Source organism: Nonomuraea sp. NPDC005692, from assembly GCF_040631115.1.
In the GTDB taxonomy this organism is placed as follows: domain Bacteria; phylum Actinomycetota; class Actinomycetes; order Streptosporangiales; family Streptosporangiaceae; genus Nonomuraea.
Genome location: NZ_JBEXYU010000009.1, coordinates 259,924 through 278,925, shown reverse-complemented (window position 1 = coordinate 278,925; position 19,002 = coordinate 259,924). Strand labels below are relative to the sequence as shown.

Annotated in this window: 20 protein-coding genes and 1 pseudogene; 9 read left to right on the top strand and 12 right to left on the bottom strand. The window is 67.7% G+C overall.

Features of this window, described 5'->3' with window-relative positions; all coding sequences use genetic code 11:
- Positions 1-71: 71 nt before the first annotated feature.
- The 7 genes and pseudogenes from ABZ459_RS21625 to ABZ459_RS21595 all read right to left on the bottom strand — a co-directional run bounded on the left by ABZ459_RS21625 (position 72) and on the right by ABZ459_RS21595 (position 5,695).
- Positions 72-1,202 carry a serine hydrolase domain-containing protein gene (locus ABZ459_RS21625; RefSeq protein WP_357972749.1) on the bottom strand — a complete coding sequence of 377 codons (1,131 nt, stop codon included), beginning with the start codon at positions 1,200-1,202 and terminating at the stop codon, positions 72-74.
- A 116-nt stretch (positions 1,203-1,318) separates the two neighbouring features.
- Positions 1,319-1,675 (bottom strand): annotated as a pseudogene (locus ABZ459_RS21620) (alpha/beta fold hydrolase); the annotation flags it as partial.
- A gap of 906 nt (positions 1,676-2,581) precedes the next feature.
- Positions 2,582-3,184, bottom strand: coding sequence for a hypothetical protein (locus tag ABZ459_RS21615; protein ID WP_357972746.1), 603 nt, complete (start codon positions 3,182-3,184; stop codon positions 2,582-2,584).
- 11 nt (positions 3,185-3,195) lie between these two features.
- Positions 3,196-4,041, bottom strand: coding sequence for a papain-like cysteine protease family protein (locus tag ABZ459_RS21610; RefSeq protein WP_357972743.1), 846 nt, complete (start codon positions 4,039-4,041; stop codon positions 3,196-3,198).
- A gap of 262 nt (positions 4,042-4,303) precedes the next feature.
- Positions 4,304-4,762: a hypothetical protein gene (locus tag ABZ459_RS21605; protein ID WP_357972740.1), complete on the bottom strand. Its 459-nt coding sequence runs from the start codon at positions 4,760-4,762 to the stop codon at positions 4,304-4,306.
- 160 nt (positions 4,763-4,922) lie between these two features.
- Positions 4,923-5,447 carry an integrase core domain-containing protein gene (locus ABZ459_RS21600; protein WP_357972737.1) on the bottom strand — a complete coding sequence of 175 codons (525 nt, stop codon included), beginning with the start codon at positions 5,445-5,447 and terminating at the stop codon, positions 4,923-4,925.
- Positions 5,366-5,695, bottom strand: a complete 330-nt coding sequence (locus tag ABZ459_RS21595; RefSeq protein ID WP_357972815.1) for an IS3 family transposase — start codon at positions 5,693-5,695, stop codon at positions 5,366-5,368. Before ABZ459_RS21595 ends, ABZ459_RS21600 begins: the two co-directional genes overlap by 82 nt.
- A 478-nt stretch (positions 5,696-6,173) precedes the next feature.
- Here ABZ459_RS21595 and ABZ459_RS21590 point away from each other — a divergent pair, with 478 nt between their 5' ends.
- Positions 6,174-7,496: a serine hydrolase domain-containing protein gene (locus tag ABZ459_RS21590; RefSeq protein WP_357972734.1), complete on the top strand. Its 1,323-nt coding sequence runs from the start codon at positions 6,174-6,176 to the stop codon at positions 7,494-7,496.
- Between the two features lie 662 nt (positions 7,497-8,158).
- Here ABZ459_RS21590 and ABZ459_RS21585 read toward each other — a convergent pair.
- The 3 genes from ABZ459_RS21585 to ABZ459_RS21575 all read right to left on the bottom strand — a co-directional run bounded on the left by ABZ459_RS21585 (position 8,159) and on the right by ABZ459_RS21575 (position 9,402).
- Positions 8,159-8,449, bottom strand: coding sequence for a hypothetical protein (locus ABZ459_RS21585; protein WP_357972731.1), 291 nt, complete (start codon positions 8,447-8,449; stop codon positions 8,159-8,161).
- A 279-nt stretch (positions 8,450-8,728) separates the two neighbouring features.
- Complete coding sequence (locus ABZ459_RS21580; RefSeq protein ID WP_357972728.1) at positions 8,729-9,046, bottom strand: hypothetical protein; 318 nt, start codon at positions 9,044-9,046, stop codon at positions 8,729-8,731.
- Positions 9,037-9,402: a hypothetical protein gene (locus ABZ459_RS21575; RefSeq protein WP_357972725.1), complete on the bottom strand. Its 366-nt coding sequence runs from the start codon at positions 9,400-9,402 to the stop codon at positions 9,037-9,039. Before ABZ459_RS21575 ends, ABZ459_RS21580 begins: the two co-directional genes overlap by 10 nt.
- A 188-nt stretch (positions 9,403-9,590) precedes the next feature.
- On the opposite strand from ABZ459_RS21575, the gene ABZ459_RS21570 reads away from it, so the two are divergent.
- Together ABZ459_RS21570 and ABZ459_RS21565 are read left to right on the top strand one after the other, a co-directional pair.
- A complete protein-coding gene (locus ABZ459_RS21570; RefSeq protein ID WP_357972722.1) occupies positions 9,591-9,806 on the top strand; it encodes a helix-turn-helix transcriptional regulator in 216 nt (71 codons plus the stop codon).
- A 79-nt stretch (positions 9,807-9,885) separates the two neighbouring features.
- A complete protein-coding gene (locus ABZ459_RS21565; RefSeq protein WP_357972718.1) occupies positions 9,886-10,713 on the top strand; it encodes an alpha/beta hydrolase in 828 nt (275 codons plus the stop codon).
- 190 nt (positions 10,714-10,903) lie between these two features.
- Here ABZ459_RS21565 and ABZ459_RS21560 read toward each other — a convergent pair whose 3' ends face one another.
- Positions 10,904-11,251 (bottom strand): tyrosine-type recombinase/integrase, encoded by a 348-nt coding sequence (locus ABZ459_RS21560; RefSeq protein WP_357972715.1) that lies wholly within the window; start codon positions 11,249-11,251, stop codon positions 10,904-10,906.
- 340 nt (positions 11,252-11,591) lie between these two features.
- Between ABZ459_RS21560 and ABZ459_RS21555 the strand changes: the two genes are divergently transcribed.
- A complete protein-coding gene (locus ABZ459_RS21555; protein WP_357972712.1) occupies positions 11,592-12,647 on the top strand; it encodes an FAD-dependent monooxygenase in 1,056 nt (351 codons plus the stop codon).
- Between the two features lie 432 nt (positions 12,648-13,079).
- Here ABZ459_RS21555 and ABZ459_RS21550 read toward each other — a convergent pair whose 3' ends face one another.
- Entirely contained in the window at positions 13,080-13,424 is a 345-nt protein-coding gene (locus tag ABZ459_RS21550) for a hypothetical protein (RefSeq protein WP_357972709.1), read from the bottom strand.
- An 848-nt stretch (positions 13,425-14,272) separates the two neighbouring features.
- Here ABZ459_RS21550 and ABZ459_RS21545 point away from each other — a divergent pair.
- The 5 genes from ABZ459_RS21545 (at position 14,273) to ABZ459_RS21525 (ending at position 17,624) form a co-directional block, all read left to right on the top strand.
- Positions 14,273-14,587 carry a hypothetical protein gene (locus ABZ459_RS21545; protein ID WP_357972706.1) on the top strand — a complete coding sequence of 105 codons (315 nt, stop codon included), beginning with the start codon at positions 14,273-14,275 and terminating at the stop codon, positions 14,585-14,587.
- Between the two features lie 738 nt (positions 14,588-15,325).
- A complete protein-coding gene (locus tag ABZ459_RS21540; RefSeq protein ID WP_357972703.1) occupies positions 15,326-15,949 on the top strand; it encodes a DUF6000 family protein in 624 nt (207 codons plus the stop codon).
- 198 nt (positions 15,950-16,147) lie between these two features.
- The gene (locus ABZ459_RS21535) at positions 16,148-16,570 is read left to right on the top strand and encodes a hypothetical protein (RefSeq protein WP_357972700.1); all 423 of its coding nucleotides are present in this window, start codon (positions 16,148-16,150) and stop codon (positions 16,568-16,570) included.
- 333 nt (positions 16,571-16,903) lie between these two features.
- On the top strand, positions 16,904-17,218 hold the full coding sequence (locus ABZ459_RS21530; protein WP_357972821.1) for a hypothetical protein: 315 nt from the start codon (positions 16,904-16,906) through the stop codon (positions 17,216-17,218).
- On the top strand, positions 17,118-17,624 hold the full coding sequence (locus ABZ459_RS21525; protein ID WP_357972697.1) for a DUF6461 domain-containing protein: 507 nt from the start codon (positions 17,118-17,120) through the stop codon (positions 17,622-17,624). Before ABZ459_RS21530 ends, ABZ459_RS21525 begins: the two co-directional genes overlap by 101 nt.
- Positions 17,625-19,002: the final 1,378 nt, after the last annotated feature.

The window sequence follows — 19,002 nt, the reverse complement described above, 5'->3', positions numbered from 1 at the left end:
GGTTCCTCCGCCCTGGATGCCGTCAGACGCGCACCCTGCCCCGAGGTCGAACCCTCGGGGCAGGGCCGGTCTCAGGCGCAGAAGGCGGCGTCGATCGCCTTCTCGAAGGGAGCCTGGTCGGTTTGCGGCTGCTTCTCGTTGATCGACAGGGCCAGCGTGGTGCGGCCGTCGGGGGTGGTGTAGGCGGCGGTGAGGTAGCCGGGGATGCCTCCGGTGTGGCCGATGATCTGCTTGCCGCAGCTGGTGGACTGCACCCTCAGGCCCAGGCCGTACGCGCCGATCTGGGAGTTGACGAACAGGCCCTTCTTCATCTCGGTGAGTTGGGCGGGCTTGAGGACCTTGCCGGTGGCCAGGCTGTGGAGGAAGGTCGTCAGGTCCTTGGTGGTGGTGATCATCGCGCCGCCGGCGCTGGCGATGCTCGGGTTGAGTCGGCTGATGTCGACGTATTGGCCGGTGCTCTTCTTGATGTAGCCGTGGGCGTGCGGCCCGGGGATGGAGGTGGAGTAGGTGGGAGCGGAGGTGTCCCGCAGGCCCAGCGGCTTGATGATGCGCTTGGTGACCTCGCTCTGCCAGCTGTTACCGGTCACCGCCTTGATCAGCATCCCGGCCACCAGATAGCCGGTGTTGGAGTAGGAAAAGCGCGTGCCGGGCTCGAAGTTCAGCGGCTTGGCCAGCGCGGCCGCCACCAGCTGCTCGTCGGTGAACCGGGTGAGGCGCAGCTTCAGGTACGGCTCGCCGACGGTGGGAAACTCCGGCATGTCGGTGTAGCTGGGGATCCCGGCGGTGTGCTGCAGGATCATCCGCACCGTGATGTCGTTCTCGCGTGGCAGCAGCCCGGGCAGGTAGGTGGCGATGGGCTCGTCCAACTTGATGCGTCCCTCGCCGGCCAGGTGCAGCACGGTGGCCGCGGTGAAGACCTTGGTGGCGCTGCCCATGCGGAACAGCCCGTCAGCCGGGACGGGGCGGCTGTCGCCGATCCGGGCCGTCCCGGCGCGCAGCACGTGCTGGTTGCCGGCGTCGGTGAGCCTGGCCTGCACTCCTGCCACGTTGCCGGTATCCACCAGTGCGTCCATCGCCTTCTGCAGCGAGGCGGTTGTGCTCGGCGTCGTGGCCTGGGCGGCGTGCGCCGGGACGGTGGCAAGGACTGTGCCGGCGGTGGCGGCGGCGAGAGCGAGGACGAGGGGCTTGGACGTGATGCGCATGAAGTGACTTCTCCCGAATGGTGATGCAGCGCCGTATCGGCGCTGGTCATCACGTTATGGGCGGCGATCACAGTAAACGATCCGGCCAGCTGCCCAATGCTCACTGGCATGGACGGCTACATCTTGGTAGGGCCCACCCCACCAGCCCGCGCCGCGCGCCAGGGCAGGCAGCGACGATGGGCGGGCAGGACCTCCAGCAACCGCGGGGCCAGCAGCACCCGGCGGATGAACGGCTGCCGCAGGAGCGCATCCGGACTCGGGCCGCTACTGATCAACGCAAGCGAACCCACGAGGTCGGGACGTTGCTCGGCCAGCGCGGTGGCGACGTAGCCGCCGCTGGAGTGCCCGGCCACGGCGACGTGACGAAGCCCGAGGTCGTCCAGCAGCGCCGCCACCTGACCCGCCTGCGCGGGCACGCCGTACGACGGCGCGGGCGGGGACTGGCCGCAACCCGGGAGATCGACCCGGATGACATGATGGTGACCGCGGGCTCATTCCCGCGCGGCGGAAGCCATGGAGATGTTCCAGAAGCCGGCGTAACGGCCGCCCTGGGCGAGCAGTTCGTCGTGGCTGCCTTCCTCCACGATCCGGGCCGCCGTCGAGAGACGATGCGGTCGGCGCGCCGGACGGCGCGGATGCCGGACGTGGCTGACCGGGGTCTGCCTGCGGCACTTCACAGGCCAGTGCGATGGGCAGGCCCTTGCCCGCGCCGGCAGGGGGCGGTCACGTCACGCCGCTCCCGGGTGTCGGCCAGGCCAGCTCGACCGTGGCCCTCGCCCCCTCATACACCGCCCCGGCTGAGCGGGCGCGGTAGTCGTCTGGGTCGAAGGACGGCGGGCGGGCATCTCGCCAACGGGTGTCTTCCATCGGGCGCGCATCGATTCTCCGGGACATGCCCTGCCGTGGACACACACCGTGACACGCTGGTTCCATGCGGTCGAGGACCTTCGTCAGGATGGCGTGCTTGGGCCTGGCGGGCACCACCGTGACACTGGTCGTACTCGGCCACCAAGATCTGCAGAAGGTTCTATCGGTATGGCTGTCCGGGCGCCAAACCTACACGACTCGGGGTGGCGGGACTGGCGCAGGGAGCTCGGCTGATCTCCGGCCTGCCGTCCGGGATCGGCCGCGCCCTCCTTCGCCTCACCACGAGGAGCGCGCGCCTTCACAACTCCATGACCGTCGAGGACTACCCGTTCCCGCCATCACGGGCCCCGCTCGCGTAACCACTGCTCGTCGGCGAACCCGGGGAGGTCGCCCGACTCCGCTCACAAGAGAAGGGGATCGCGGTCGACGGCACGGGTGGCGTCGATCCGGCTCGGGCGTAGGTGCCCCCATCGTGTCCTTGCCGCCCGGGCCCCCGAATCCCGCTTCATCGATCAAGGAACGGGCGGTCCAGCGTCCCCGGGCTGTTCAGGCGCGGCCGCCGGGCGGGCGCGGGCCTGCCGGGCGAGATCGCCGAACAGTTGCGCCGGCGGCACGGCCTGGCCCTCCCTGCCGATAGGTGAGGGCGCCAGCGGTACCAGCAGATCCGTGGCCGGCGAGTGCAGCCATAGCGCCATCAGGTACAGCGAGGGGATCTGGAGCAGCCGGAGCTCGAAGGCGGCCAGCTGCAGAACCGGCAGAGCCCGCGCGGCGTTGACGGCGGCGGCGGTGGCGGCCGCGAACCGGCCCTCGTTGAACTGCGGCGGTTGCGGGGTGCCGTCCGGGGCCTGGGCGGTCTCGGCGCTGGCGACCACCTCCCCGCCTGCTGTGATCAGGTAGCGCCAGCCCACTGGCTGGGCCGCGGTCAGGCCGGCGCCGGACGCGATGTCGTCGAGACCGATCGTGAAGACCTGGTGCGGCGTGGACACCTCAAGCTGGTCCCGCTGGGCCAGGCGCAACGCCGGGGTGGAGAAGCGCCCGTCGGCGGCCAGGGCGTGCAGCCTGGCCCGGACGGTCTCGGGCACGTTGGACGGGGGCGTGGGCAGGTTCAAGGGCATTCGCGGTCTCCTTACCGCTTGGTCCGGTACGTGGCGTCCCAGGCTCCCGAGCCTTGGTAGGAGTTGCGGAAGGTGTCATAGGGCACCTCAGAGGTGCCGTACCAGGGGTCGGCCACGCTGACGTAATCGACCCCGCCGGAGTTGTAGCATCCGCGGACGACCACGGCATGCCCGCCGCCGCCGCGCCATTGCACTCGTACCCCGATCGGGCTCGGGGTCTGCAGTTCGGCGCGGATCTGGCCCAGGCTCAGGGCGCCCGGTTGCGAGTCGCGGTAGTACCCGACCCGGGTCAGCGCCTTGTCCGTGTACCAGGGCTTGTTGCAGGTGCCGGTGTCGGAGGCGGCCGGACCGCAGCAGGTGTTGAGGCCGAACTCGGCGTTGACCATGGAACACTGGGTCCACGCGGTGGCCGGGTTGAAGTAGGCCGCGACGCTGACCGCGGTGGCCGACCAGCACCAGTAGGTCTGCTCCTGGTACTGCATCGCGAAGTCGAGCCGCTGTTCGTCCACCGTGTCCAGGACGAACATCTCGCTCGGCCCGTCACCGGTGTACTGGCAGTTGACCGTCCCGCTTCCCGCGGTCGAGTACGCGTTCACGAGGTAGCCGTCCATGCGCAGGTACACGTTCGGGAAGGCGACCGATTCCAGGGCGACCGAACCGTCGGCCTGGCGGCGGACCCGGAATCTCTCCGACGAACTCGTGGGTCCGTACTGGCAGTTGACCGTTCCACCGCCGGAATTGCTGAAGGCGGTGACCGCTCGGCCGTCCATGCGGAGATACACGCTGTGGAAGGCCCCGGACCGGATCGTGATGGGGGAGTTGCCGAGTGCCGCCAGGTCTGCTGCTTTCAATGCCATGATCACCTTCCTGTCGATGGAGGGGAATGCGCCGCTGGATCGGGTGGGACAGGTCTCCTCCGGCGAAGGGGAGCAGGGCACGACGGAGACCTCGGAACGCCGACGTGGCGATCCCTCTGCCAAGGCGGCGACGGGCGCCTGGCCGGAGTCGGGGGAACCGACGCCACGACGGCTTGCCCGCGCGCCGATGCGCCCGGTGCCTGGCCGCTGTGGAGACGTCACCTGCCGCCCTCGGGACGGGCGGGGCGGCAGGTGACGGGATTCAGAGGTCCAGCCCGTAGTACTGGGCGAGATAGGCGATGACGTCGTCGGCGTGGGGCAGCAGTTCGGGCAGGCGCGCGGCGAGCGCCGCCCGGGTGGCGACGGCCAGGTCCGACGCGCGGGTCGCGGAGGTGCGGACGTAGGGGTCCAGGCGCTGGATCAGTTCGTAGTTGCTGTCGATGTTCTCCGCCCTGATCGCCTTCTCCAGCGGCGGCGCGCCGGGCGGCGGCACGGGCGGGAGCACCCGGCTGATGTAGGTGACCCGGTGCATGACCCGCCAGCAGGGCGGCTTGGCGACCGACTGGCGAGCCTGACGCAGCGCGGCGGCGTTGGCCTCGCTGCTGTTGGTCAGCCACATCGGGTCGACGACCTTGTTGTAGAAGTCGTCGAAGTTGGCGCTGCTCTCACCGAGGTAGAAGGTGAGGAACCGGTACGCGTCCACCTTTCCGGGCACGAGCACGGGCTTGCCCTGGGCGTTGAAGACGGGTTTGCCGTTGTCGTAGCGTTGCAGGTCGCCCGAGGGCGCGCACTCGACGGTCAGGCCGAAGCTGCGGCTGGCGTGAAGGGTGTCAAACTCGGCCCAAGGCCCTGACCTGCCTCTTCATGACTGCATCCGTTGGTCAGCCAGCGCGCTGGTACTCGTTGATCAGCCCGCCGAGAACGTGACGACGCTCGATCCGGCCCAGCGGCAGCGGGATCACGTCGGAGTCATCTTCGGTGGGAGCTCGGAGGGCCAGGGAGCGGTGCGGCCGATGGCGATTGTAATGATCGACGTATTCGTCCAGTACCGTGCGAAGGTGCCGTTCGCTGAAGAGCAGCAGCTGGTCGGTGCATTCCGTGCGGGCGGTGCGGACCCATCGCTCGGCATACGCGTTCGCGCGAGGCGACCGCGGCGGGATCTTCAGCACCTGAATGCCGTCACCAGCGAAGACATCATCGAAGCTGCTGGTGAACTTCGTGTCCCGATCCCGAATCAGGAACCGGAACGTCCTGGCCTGGTCCTTCAGATCGGCGAGAAGATTACGGGCTTGCTGGGCCGCCCAAGCGCCATCAGGGTGCGCGGTCACGCCGAGCACGTGCACGAACCGGGTACCGACCTCCACCATGAAGAAGACGTACAACCGGCGCAGCGTGACGGTATCCACCGTGAAGAAGTCACACGCCAGCGTGCTCGTGGCGTGGGCGCGGACGAAATCACACCAGCGGTCATCGGCCGTCGCGGCGCCGGACCCAAGCGCCCCCGCTTCAGGACCCGACGGATCGTCGCACCGCTCACCTGATGGCCCAAATGCCGGAGTTCGCCACGGATGCGCTCGTAGCCCCAGCGAGGGTTCTCCCGCGCCAATTGCTGGATCAACGCCACGACCGCCGAATCGGTCGCAAGCCGTCCCATCCTTCGGTGTGGGTAGGTCCAGTGACGCGCGACCAGACGCCGGTGCCAGCGCAGCAGTGTGCCTGGTGTCACCAGTCGGTGGGCGCGCAACGCCTTCGGCAGTCTCTGGGCCAGCGCGGACAGCACCGCTCGATCCGCCCATGACAGCCTTGGACGGCGAACCTGCCGGCGCAGCACGGCGACCTCGTGCCGCAGGACGAGGATCTCCATGTCCTTGGACGCGTCGCTACGGGGGCAGCAGCGTCAGCCAGCCCATGATGCGGCAGAAGATCAGATAGAAGAGACGGAGCGTCACGAGCCTCGAGCATGCCTGACCCAGGTCACTGCTTCGGCCAGGAAGCCGAGACAAGCCCGCAGCTTACGACCGTGCACAGAGTATTGAAACCCTTCAGGCGTCCCTAACTCCTGGACGAACAGCGCGACGGAAATGGTGCGGGCGGACGAAGCCCACCGCTCTCGCTGTCGGCAGGATGAACGGATGGCTGACCTTAACCATCTGCAGAGCCTGCTCGACAGCAAGGCGAAATCCCTCCATGTCCCCGGTGCCGCCGTCGGCGTGCTTTTCGATGGCGCAGACCACGTCCTCACCACCGGCGTCACCAGCGTCGACGCGCCGGCCCCCGTGACGGGCGACACGCTGTTCCAGATCGGGTCGACCACCAAGACGATCACGGCGACAGCGATCATGCACCTCGTCGAGCGCGGTCGGCTCGACCTGGACGGGCGCGTGCGCCAGTATCTGCCCGGCTTCCGGCTCGCCGACGAGCGGGCCGCCGACGAGCTGACCATCCGGCACCTGCTCACCCACACCGGCGGATTCCTCGGCGATATCGACGACGGCGAGAGCTGGGACACCGGCGCGCTGGCCGCCTCGATCGGCACCTACGACCAGTTGCCCCAGCTCTTCCCGCCCGACGCGCTCGCCTCCTACAACAACGCCGGGTTCAGGCTGCTCGGCAGGGCCATCGAGGTCGTGTGCGGCGAGCCGTACGAGAGCGCGGTCCGTCGGATCGTGCTCGAACCCCTGGGCATGAGCTCCAGCTTCTTCTTCCCCTGGGAGGCCGCGACGCGGTCGCACGCCGTCGGGCACGCCGTAGGAGAGGACGGCCCGCAGGTCGCGCACACGTGGGGGCTGTTCCGCGAAGGCATGCCCGAGGGCGGGCTGGTGTCGTCGGTGCGCGACCAGCTCCGCTACGCCGCCTTCCACCTGGGTGCGAGCGGCGAGGAGCCGGTCGGAGCCGCCACCAGGGAGCTGATGCAGGCGGAGCACGTCCGGGTCGGCGTGCCATGGACCGGCATCGGGCTGCCGTGGCTGCTGGATGAGCAGGCGGGCGTGCGACTGGTCACGCACGGCGGCAACATCGGCAACCTGCAGCTGTCCACGTTCGTGCTGGTGCCCGAGCGCGGCTTCGCCGTCACCACGCTCACCAACTCCGCGCCCGGCAAGGTGCTGGGCAAGCTGGTGACCGACTGGTGCCTGGAGCATCTGCTCGACGCCAAGCCGCAGGCCGTACGGCTGGCGCTGCGCGAACCCGCGCCGGAGTACGCGGGCAGCTACGACGCGGGGCAGTGGACCTTCGAGGTCGACGAGGGTCTGACGGCGCGATTCGTGCTGCGGCCCGAACTGGTGGCCGCGGGTGTGGAGGGCATGCCCGACATGCCGCTCGCGCTGGTCGAGGGCTGTGACGACGTGACGATCGCCGCCGACCCGCAGCGTGCCGTCGGCCGCTTCCTGCGAGACGACGCGGGTGAGGTCGCGTTCCTGCACCTGGGCGGTAGGGCGGCCAGGCGGATCCGCTGAATCGGCCTGCCGTCAACGAAGCTGCTACCGGGCATATCCGATCGCATCGAGCCTGGTCAGCAGCTCCCCGCTGCTGAGCGGAAGACCCGGCGGAACGGGGGCTCTATCCGGTATCGCCGTCGAAGCCGAGCACGTCGGCCACCGTGGCCCCGAGATTTTGGGTGCGCTCAACGGTTAGTCATGTTCGGCATGTAGTGGCGGAACCCATCGCTCGGCGAACGCGTTCGCGCGAGGCGACCGCGGTGGGATCTTCAGCACGTGAATGCCGTCACCAGCGAAGACATCATCGAAGCTGCTGGTGAACTTCGTGTCCCGATCCCGTATCAGCAACCGGAACGTGTTGGCCCAGTGCTCCAGATTGACAAGGGGGTTGCGGCTTGCTGGGTAACCCATGCGCCATCAGGCTGAGCGGTCACACCGAGCACGTGCACGAATCGGGTGCCGATCTCCACCACGAAAAGACGTACAACCGGCGCAGCGTGACGGTGCCCACCGTGAAGAAGTCACAAGCCAGCCTGCTGGCGGCGTGGGCGCGGAGGAAATCACGCTGGCGGTCATCGGCACGTCGCGGCGCCGGACCCAGGCGCGCCCGTTTCAGTACCCGGCGGATCGTCGCACTGCTCACCTGATGGCCCAGATGCCGCAGTTCGCCTCGGATGCGCTCATAACCCCAGCGAGGGTTTTTTCCGCGCCAACTGCTGGATCAACGCCACGACCGCCGGATCGGTCGCTGGCCGTCCTATTTTCCGGTGCGGGTAGGTCCAGTGACGTGCGATCAGATGCTGGTGCCGGCGCAGCAGCGTCCCTGGTGTGACCAACTGGTGGGCGCGCAGGACCGCCGGCAGTCCTCGGGCCAGCACGGACAGCACTGCTCGGTCCGCCCATGACAGCCTTGGGCGGTGGACCTGGCGGTGCAGCACGGTGACCTCGTGCCGCAGGACGAGGATCTCCATGTTCTTGGACGGGTCAGCAGCGTCAGCCAACCCACGATGCAGCAGAAGATCATGTAGAAGAGACGGAGTGTCACGAGCCTGGAGGATGCCTGACCCAGGCCACTGCTCCGACCAGGACGTCGAGACGAACCCGCGGCTCACGACCGTGAATGGAGTATCGACACCCTTCACCCAGCCTGCAGCTTCAGACTCGGCTCTGATCAGTGGTCATCTCTGAAGCCTCGTTGTGGTGCGCAATCCCACGGAGTGATCGCGCCGGGATTGCGCACCCAGAGGCTCCTACCTTTCCACTTCGAGCCGCAGGGCCATGGAATCCTCTGCCAGCCACCCGCAGTAGGTGTCGAAATCGAAATGTCTTCCGTCCGGGACACCTTCCTGCGCAAGAGTCAGGAGGTGCCTGGCGAGAGATGTCAATCCCGCCGGATTTCCCGAGATTACGACTGTCGGCTCAGGATCCGTGAACACCTCGGCCCGGAGCGTGGTTCCCTTCTCGTTCCAACTGCCTACGCCCCGCGCCGGATCGTAGGCTCGGATCTCGATTACGACCGTTGTCGCCTCAGGTTCCTCGCTCGGATTGGCTCCTCTAACTAGTGCCACCCTGGCTCCTCGGGTAGGAAGATGTGGATGTTCTCGGCCGGAGGACCGCTTCGGACGCCAGGGCCGATGGGCTGCTCGTATGTCTCGAAGTTGATATGCGGATCCTGCCTTCGGTGGGCAAGGTCGGCGTCGGTCATGCGAACCTGCCTCACCCCGTCCTTGCTGAGGAAGCGCCCCCGTCCCATGTCCTGGTAGTCGGATCCGAGGAAGTTCGTTGCCGTGTCCAACGCGTCATCCGTACCCATACGGGCGTCATCGCGAAGGTTTTCGACCCCTCCAGGCACCCGGCTACTGCAATTGTGGACGAGGGCGTCCGCACCCGCGACGGCGACGTGGTAGGTGTGGACGTCGGCCACGGCGAGGTTGTGGACGCGCTGGATGCGGTCCGCTTCTCCGGCTCGCGCTCGGCGAGCTGCAACGCCGCCGCCTTCAGCCGGGGGAGGCGCGGCCCGAGCTGCGCAGGGCGGCGGACCTGTTCGCCTCCATCGGCGCGACCGCCTGGCAGCAGCGGGCCGAACAGGAGCTGCGGGCCAGCGGCGTGGCGGTGAGCCGGCGGTCCAACGCCGTCCACGGCCTGACAGCCCAGCAACTTGAGGTGGCGCGGCTCGCCGCCTCGGGGCTGAGCAACAAGGAGATCGGCGAGCGGCTGTTCCTGTCGTCGCGGACGGTCAGCGCCCACCTGTACCGGATCTTCCCCAAGCTCGGCATCACCTCCCGCGCCGCCCTACGCGACGCGCTGGAGGACAGTGCAGTCAACTGACCGATTCGTCCCTCCGGGTATGCACCGGAAGCTCGTGCCATCACCGATGCCACACCGGCACGAACTCCAGGAGAACCCCATGACGATTCGCTCCCAGCGACGCGGCCTGAGCCTGCTGCTCGCCACCATGACGCTGACCCTCGGCCTGACCAGCACCATCACGCCCGCCTCAGCGGCAGACTCCGCCACGGCGGCGACGGCCGCGACAGGCAAGCCCACGGTCGTGCTGGTGCATGGCGTCTTTGCCGACTCCTCCGGCTGGAACGCCACCATCACCGCCCTGCAGAAGGCCGGCTTCCCCGTGATCGCCGCCGCCAACCCGCTGCGCGACCTGGCGGGCGACGCAGCTTACGTCTCCAGCATCATCGACACCATCCCCGGTCCGGTCATCATGGTCGGCCACTCCTACGGCGGAGCGGCCATCACCAACGCCGCCCGCGGCCACGACAATGTCAAGGCTTTGGTCTACGTCGCCGCCTTCGCCCCCGACGAGGGCGAGACCCCGCTGGAGCTGGCCGGGAAGTTCCCCGGCAGCAAACTGCCCCCCGCGCTTGTGGCGCGCCCCCACCCGGGCGGGACGGACGGCTACATCGATCCCGCCAAGTTCCGGGAGGTGTTCGCCGCCGACCTGCCCGCCTCACAGACCCGGCTGATGGCCGCCACCCAGCGCCCGGGCAGCGTGGAGGGCCTGTCCGGGCACAGCGGCGTCCCGGCGTGGAAGAGTGTGCCGTCCTGGTTCGTCATTCCGACCGCCGACAACGTCATCCCGCCCGCCGTCCAGCGCTTCATGGCCAAGCGCGCCGGCGGCAAGATCAAGGAGGTCCCCGGCGCTTCGCACGTGGTGATGATGTCCCGTCCCGACACGGTCGTCCGGCACATCCTCGCCGCCTACGCCGCTACTCGCTGAATCGCGCTCGAAGGCGTACGTGGTTCCCGCCGTGTTCTGCGGCGGAGGACTCGGGGTGTGGCGAGACCGCAATGCTCGCGTCAGGGTGTCCGCCGTGCTCGGTGGGCGCTCGTACGCCCCGTCACGCATCATCAGGACCGGATACCGCCCCGCCTCGCCGCGAGCAGGCGGCGAAAGCGGGGCCGGATGCTTAATCCGACTGCCAGCTCCTCGACGAGACGACTCTCCCGGTCTCGGCCTGGTCCTCTTTGCCGAACAGCAGGACGGCGGTCTTCTCGGCCGCGGCGGTGGCCACCTGGGGGTAGACGGAGGTGTAGGTGTCGGCGGTGAACGTGCTGGAGGTGTGGCCCAGTGTTTCCTGCGCCACCTTCATCTCCACCCCGGCCGCCGGCATCAGCGAGGCGGCGCCATGGCGGAGGTCGTGCAGCCGGATGGGTGGCAGGCCGGCCAGGTAGGCCAGCCACAGGAACTGGTCGGAGACGTGCTGAGGGTGCAGGCGGTTGCCGTCGGGCTGGCGGAATTCTCCACGAAAACTCACACGCCGCTTGAACTGTACGGACGTAGCCTTCGGCAGGCGCGTACTCACATGCCGCTTGAACTGCATGGATACAAATTTTCGGCAGGCGTAGAGCGCCATCACCCCGACTGATGCTCGTCGATCCGTGCGAACAGCCGGCTCGGGTCCGGCGTGGCGTAGCGCGCACGGTGGCGCACGGTGCGCGTATAACTACTCTGTGCCAAATGAAGTACAGAAGGTGAGTTGTGTCGGTGGCGGGCCCGCTGGCCTGTATTTCGCGATCCTGATGAAGCTGCGCGATCCTTCGTGTGACATATCCGTTTTCGAGCGCTATCCGGCGGGTTCGACGTACGGCTGGGGCGTGACGTACTGGGGCAGCCTGCTCGACCGGCTGCACGAGAGCGACCCCGAGTCGGCCCGCGCCATCGGCGAGGCGTCCGTGCGGTGGCATGACGGGATGGCCCTCATCGGCGGCCGCACCACCACGCACCGCGGCGACGAGGGCTTCGGAATCGGCCGCCACCGGCTGCTCGGCATCCTGGCCGACCGGGCGATCGCGCTCGGCGTGCGGGTGGAGTTCGAGCGCGAGATCCTCGGCGAGGTCCCGGACGCCGACCTGGTGGTGGCCGCCGACGGGGTGAACAGCCCGCTGCGCGGCCGCCACGACTTCGGCACCGAGGTCGCCACTGGGGGCAACACCTACATCTGGCTCGGGACCACCAGGGTCTTCGACGCCTTCACCTTCGCCTTCGTGGAGACCGAGCACGGCTGGATCTGGTGCTACGGCTACCGCTTCGACGACGAGCGCAGCACCTGCGTGATCGAGTGCACGCCCGCCACGTGGCGCGGGCTCGGGCTCGACCGCGCCGACGAGGCGGGCAACCTGGAGCTGCTGGAGAAGCTGTTCGTCGACCTGCTCGACGGGCATCGGCTCATCGGGCGCGGGCAGGGCGTCGCGCAGTGGCTGCGCTTCCAGACCGTGACGAACCGCTCCTGGCACCGCGGCAACCTCGTCCTGCTCGGCGACGCCGCGCACACCACGCACTACTCCATCGGTGCCGGGACCACGCTCGCGATCGAGGACGCCATCGCGCTGGCCGGCGCGATCGAGCGCCACCCCGCCCTGGCGCCCGCGCTCGCGGCCTACGAGCGGGAGCGCAAGGCCGCGCTGTTGCCGGTCCAGAGCGCCGCCCGCTACAGCGCGCGATTCTACGAGGACCTGCCGCGCTACCTGCGCCTGGAGCCCGCGCAGATGTTCGCGCTGCTCGGCCAGCGGCACTCGCCGCTGCTGTCGTACATGCCGCCGCGGCTGTACTACCGGCTCGACCGAGCGGCGAGCCGGCCGGAGGCGCTGCGCAAGATCAAGCGCTGGGCCGGGCACTGGATCGCCGGGTCACTGCAGTCGTTGTCGCGCTGACGGGGTCAGCGCAGGTCGCGGACGACGCGGCCGACGACGGAGTGGACCCTGCCGTCGTTGAACGAGTCGGAGCCGATCGGCAGGGGCACAGCCCGCCGCCGCGGGGTTCGGGAGACCCGGCGCGGGCCTTGGACCAAGCGGTTCCGCTGCGCACTGTGCGCCTGCCGAAAATTCCATACGTTCAGGGGTCAAGCGGCATGTGAGTATTCGTGGAGAACGCCACCGAGCCGGTCTCGTCGGCGTACATTCAGGTCGATGATTGCGTCGGATCCGAGATCGGATCAGAGGCGGAACGCAGCGACGCTGCTTGGTCCAGGGCTTGATGGGCCCGGTGCTGGTTTAGAAGTGTTCGTACTCGCGCAGGCCGTGCCGAAGGTGGCGTTCGTTCCGAACGAGGCAGCGGTCGAGAAGCTCGTTGCGACACGACTGCACTCACCGCTCCATGATGAAGTTCATCCGCGACATCCGGATACCGGTGAGCGCCGTCTTGATGCCGGCCTCGGCGAGAATCTCGTTCATAAGCTCCGGGAACTTCCCATCCCGATCTCGGAGCAGATGGCGCGCCCGGCAGCCCGCGTCGTTCAGATCCATCACCAGATTCGTAATCGCTTGGATGACGGCCAGGATGTACTGGCGCTGCCCGTTCAAAGTGGTGGGTTCGATGAAATCACAGGCCGGCAGGGCGTCGGCTTGCGAGCGCAGGAAGTCGGCCCGCGTGGTGGACGCCCGCTCGGGCGCCGGATCAAGCCCGGCCTGCTTGAGGATCTCCTCCCACACTGTGGACGGCGTGACCTCGTTGCCGAGGGCGGTGCGCTCACCGTGGACCCGCCGGTAGTCCCAGCCGTGGTTCTCCCGAACCGGACGTAGGACGAGAGCGCGGATGGACTGGACGGTGGGTAGGCGGCCAGGCCGCTTCGGCCGACAGGTACGGGTATGACGCCGTTTTCGTCAGATCGCCATGCCCGCGCAAGACGATGTCCGGTTGGATGAGTAGCCGCAGCCGGCGCAGGACCTCGCGGGGTAGCGAGGTCAGGGGTGCGGCGAGATGGGCCCGGTCCTCGGGAGCGAATCTGAGTTCGGTGTCGGCGCCGAGTTGGCGTGCGAGGACGGTGATCTGGTGCGCAGGGCGAGGATCTCGATGTCCTTGTCTCGATCGCTCATGGGTAGCAGTCACAGCGCGGCGAACGTGTTCGTGACGGTGAGACAGGCCAGACGAAGGAGCACGGCCGATCATCATGCCGTATGCGTTCGCCCTCTCCCGGTGGTTGGTGCTCGCGCCGCGCCGTGAAGCTTCCAGATGGCCATGACCTGGGCGGATGTGATTATCGGCAGGCGCAGGAACAGGGGCATGACCCGGGTGGACGTAACTTCGGCAGGCGCAGAGACCGGCTCGGCGGCGCCCTCCACGAGTACTCACATGCCGCTTGACCTGAACGGATGGAATGTTCGGCAGCCGCAATCCTGGACGCGAGCTACTTCCTGGAGAGCGCCGTCGAACACCTCGAGGGGTGGGGGCTGCTGTTCGGGGCATCGAGCCGGCGCCGAATGGGCGATCGACGGTGGCGCCCTACGGCAACTCTGGAGGACGGCACGACGAGGAGCCGCGCCCACCCGACGCGGGCCCGATGGAACTGCCCACCACCCCCGTCCGCTTCCTGCTCCTGCTCGACGTCGGCCACGGCGACGTCCCGCGGCCGGACAGCCTCGTGCTCGGCGCGCTCGCCGGAGAGCTCAAGACCATCTCCTCTGCGGCCCGCACGGAGTCACGCCTGTCGGCCTCGATTGGCAAGGGCGGCAGCGACGACCGTGCAAACAAACGCGGGGGCGTAGAAGATGCCGACCGATGCGAGGCCGAGGACGCACCAGATGCCCAGACAGATTGCAGTCAAGGTTGTGGCCCACCTCATGTACCTGCCCGTAACGGTGAGAGGGACTGCTGAGATGGCGACGGGAATGAAGAGCGGGAGGCCGTTCGTCCAGTCGATGTCGGACGCATGAGTTCCTGTGGGATTGTTGATTCCGTAAACCGGGATGATGAGCGTGAACAAGGCTCCGGCGAGAGCGAGGGCCACCCCTGCGACGACCCAGCGTCTTTCGGGACTCATCGGCTCATCATCCCCATCACCCGTCTCTCGCGGAGTCTTTCGCGACTCCACAGGCTGACACTAATCATAGGTGCGTATGACCCTGTAATGGCGAGACAGCAGGAAACTGCATCCGGAGCCCGCATATGAATCGGTGAGGCCGGTCAGGTTTCCGTCCCACCAGCCCTGCACGACGTTCCTTGGATAATATACGTGGGCGCGGGGACGGCAACGCCCCAGAACGAGCCGTTCGCGTAATGCGCATACGACTCCGACCTGTGGTCAGTGCAGCCTGGAGATTCTGGAAATTGTCCGCGACTTCGAACCAGCCGGTTGCCGTCAGCCAGGAATAGTTATAATTCCCCCGGCCGGACTGAATGCAGTTGACGCCGTTCCGGTCCCGGCCGACGCAATTCGTCACATCGTTGACCGTTAGGTTGATGGGGTCCATCCACCAGGTCTCAGAAGTACCCTTCGGACCTCGTCCAGGCCGCACTGGCCGATGTGGACAGGCGAGAATATGCATGTGAGGCAAGGTCTGACGTGGTCGGGAACGTCGTTCCGCTGTAAAACCGTCGTCAGTAGGATGCGTCCGTGACTGATCCGATGGGTGATCCAGGGCTTGAGATCATTGAGCGCTACGTGATCGGCACAACAGAGTCCGAGACCGGTCGTTATCTCGAGCTTCTCCATGGCAACTTCCTTGCTCTGCCTCATCGGAAACGAGTCGAGTTCCTCAGGGCTTTGGGCCGCGACGCTCGGCAGATCACCGATGTCGAGCTCGAAGTCATGCTCGCGCCAGGAGATTTCGCCGGCTGGCGGGAGCGGCTCACCGCCGCGTGGCTCATCGGGCTCGACCGGCGCACCCGGTTCCGGGGTGTCCTGGCTGATCTGCTTCTGGAAAGCGACCTCGTCTACGCCGGTCAGGGCTACAGCTTCGCCATCACCCGGTTCGGGCAGTCCCAGGACGCCGACATTCTGACTGCGTACCTGGATCGGTACCTCCCGCAGCGCGACTGCTATTACGACCAGAATTGGGTCCTTGGCGGGCTACTTCACCTCGACGAGGCCCTGGGTACGGATCGCGCCGGGAAATTCCTCATCCCCGGAGGGCTCTGGAGCAGATCCTCCTTCTCGCACGAGAACCCAGGTGATTGTCACCGCCGGATCGCCGAGCTCTTGCGTTTCGCCGACCGGGTGATGGAAGCCGGTACTTGAGGGCGTTGGAACAGCGACCGCAGGGATCGAAGGCGGGCACCCACGAGCCGTGGGCCGCGCTACCGCATGAGGCCCGTGCACCTTCAGCGTGATCAAGCAACAGTCGAGCCCAGGCGTTTGACGCGGGAGAATGGCCGGATGCATCGATTTGATGCCGCAGGGGCCGGTCTTGTCCCTGGGCAGAGGGTCCGGGCTGGGGTGACCAGCCATCAACCGTGGGGCATCAGCGTGGTGATCCTCGGTCATGAGGACATCGGCGCGTCCGTGGACGCCGCCGTGATCGACAGCCCATCGGCGAACCCCCGCGCCCTTCCCGAGGAATACCCTCCGGTCGGTGCCGAGGTTGACGCTGTCGTCCAGCAACTCCGGCGTTACAGCTCGCCCGCATGGGCGCGGTTGAGTCTGCGCGGCCAGGACCTGGAGTGCTTCCGATGGGGGTGCGACTTCTGCGGCACGCCGACTGTCCTGAGCCCGGGCGGTGACGGCGTGACCTTGGATGTCCGCAGCGCCGACGGCCCCGGCAGCACCGCCGTCGTCGCCCACCGCGAATGCCTCGCCGTCCGGCTCCATGCCCAGAGCCTCGAACGGGCCCGCATTCGGTCAGTCGGCCGAAGTCTGTAGCCCCCTCCTCGCCAAGAGAGGTGCAGGCGGCCGGCGTGTCCCGGTGCGAGCGGTGGGTGCGGTGTCCGAGGGCCTGGGCGGGGCGGTTCAGGCGGGGTAGGTGATGGAGAGGACGGTCATGCCGGACTTCTGCTCCCAGGTTGAGCTTTCGAGTCGGTATTTGAAGGCAGGCCAGGGTGGCGGCTCGTCCTCGCCGCCGGTGCGGGGGGTGTGCTGATGGCCGGCCTCGGGTTCGTCCTCCTTCGGGGGCCGGGAGAGCAAGCGGCCGTCGCCATGGACACCCCGCCGCCCGCACCTGATCCCCGATACGGGTTCGCCGCGCGGATAGACAGCATGGCCTTCCGCGTCCTTTCGCGGGAGTGGACCCAGACCTCGGCCGGTGACGTCGAGTTGTGGTGGAACAACTCCTGCCCGGACGGCACCACCACTTACTGGGGGGCGCTCCGGCCCGCAGGCGCGACCGCGCGGTTCAGCTGCGACTCCTGGCAGTACTACAAGTGGGGAAGTGTGCCGGCGGGCACCCACCACCTGGAGTTCCGGAAGGCTCATGACGGCCGATCGATCCATGGCTCCGGCGCGATGCGGGCCGGCATGCCGGTCGTCGTCCACCCCGAACCAGCCCCGACCCGAAGTCCGACGGCGAACTGATGGAGTTCCTGTTCCGTTGCAGTGCCGGGGAAGGGGCTGCTCGTCGACGGTCGGGTGGCCGGAGGTTGGACGGGCATCCTGCCGGCACGTTCGGACGATGCCTTCCTGCTGTCTGCTGTCGCTGACCGAAGGAGGCCGTCACGCCCTCAGCTTCAGCATGGACATCAACGGCCATGACCGCTTCAAGTACATGCGGGACGGAAACACCGTCGTCTCCTTCCGGCCCACCTGGCCCGACTCCAGGCAGGGCAGCGACCCGCATGCGCCCGATCACCTGATGGTCGGGCTGCGCTTCCAGGCCAGTGACGACCCCGTGGAAGAGGACGAGCCCCGCGATCGGGGTACTCCCCGCAGTCGCCAGATGCCGCGCGTCACCTCGGGAAACTCGGCGGCGTCCCTGACGTGACGTCCTCCCGTCCGCGGGAGGACGGTTGGTTCGAGGGATGACGGCCGCTGTCGGTGGAGGCGTTCTTCGGGCCGTGGGTCTTGTCCGAGGTCTGGCCCGGGGGCTCTCTGGTCTGTCCCGGCGGGGTGACCTTGCGCGGGACGTCGGGCGGAGGTGTGGCCGGGCTGGACGAGGATCCGGTTGCGGGCGGAGCGGCGTGACGATGGTGTGTCGGGCGAGCGGTGACGGCGGGCGGCTGGGTGGCCCTGGTCCTGGTGCTGTGCGTGCCGGTGGGCGGGGCGGCGTGTGTGGTTCGCGGAGTTCTGGTGGTGGTGGTCGGTCGCGGTCTGGCTGCTGATCGTGTGGCCGGCGGCGACGCGATCGGCGATCTGGGGCCGGCTGCGGCGACGGCCCGTGGTGTCGGCGTGGCCGACGAGGGCACGCGGTGGAGATCACTGGCGGCTTGGCGAATGGTGGCGGTGTCGCCTGGGTCGTTGATCTCGTCGAGTGTGGTGGAGATGCCGGGGAGGGCGGTCAGGCTGATCGCGAGACCCAGCAGCAGGATGCCGGTCAGGACTGCGCAGATCTTCGCTGCCCGGGCTCGGCGGCTGTCACGGTCTGTGGCAGTGGGGGAGTGCTGGGATGTCACGTGTGTACGGACGGCTTCGGTGTCATGGCCAACCTCCGCGCTTTCGGGGCAAATCGGATTGATCTAGACATGGATGTCAGAAGTCGTCAAGATCCCGCCGCGCGCAGGCGTACGCGCGTCGCATGTCGGAACGTCGTGCTGACCTGGGGTGCCAACTCCTGCCGCATCGGCGGGGCGGTCCGTCAACTGTGATCTGACCGTTATGGCAACCGGCGCCAGGTCGATCCGGCGTTCGGTCGCGGTGGGACGTCGTCGCGCAACGCCTCTCGCGTCCAGGTGTGACTGGCCCTGCCGAGAGCGGCGGTTCGTTCGTGCAGGTGGGACGGGATCTGAGGGCCTCCTGGCGATGGAACCGGCTTGCTGTGAGTTTGCTGGGAGTCCGATCGCGCGGTTCTCCGCACAGCTGATCACGACCTGCGCTGTTTACAGGCAGTCACCTTGACGGTTCGCCGACTGGATCGCGTCCGTCGGGTGGATCTTCCCAGCGGGGAGCGCGTGTCGGCCGTATGCGAGCGCTTGTTCGGAAGTTTCGGTAAGTCGCGTTCCGTGTTTATTGACCATTTGTGTCGCTTTGTGGCGTGATTCGGATGTTTTGCTCTGCAGAGCCTTTAGGTGCTCTTTATGTGCGGCCTTCGTGGCCGTACGGAAGTGGAGTGTCTGTGTCGCGGTCATCCCCCGAGCGGCCTGTCCAGCCGCGATCCCGCCGTCGTCACGATCGGTTACGGCGGCACGTCGCCGTGCTGGTCACGC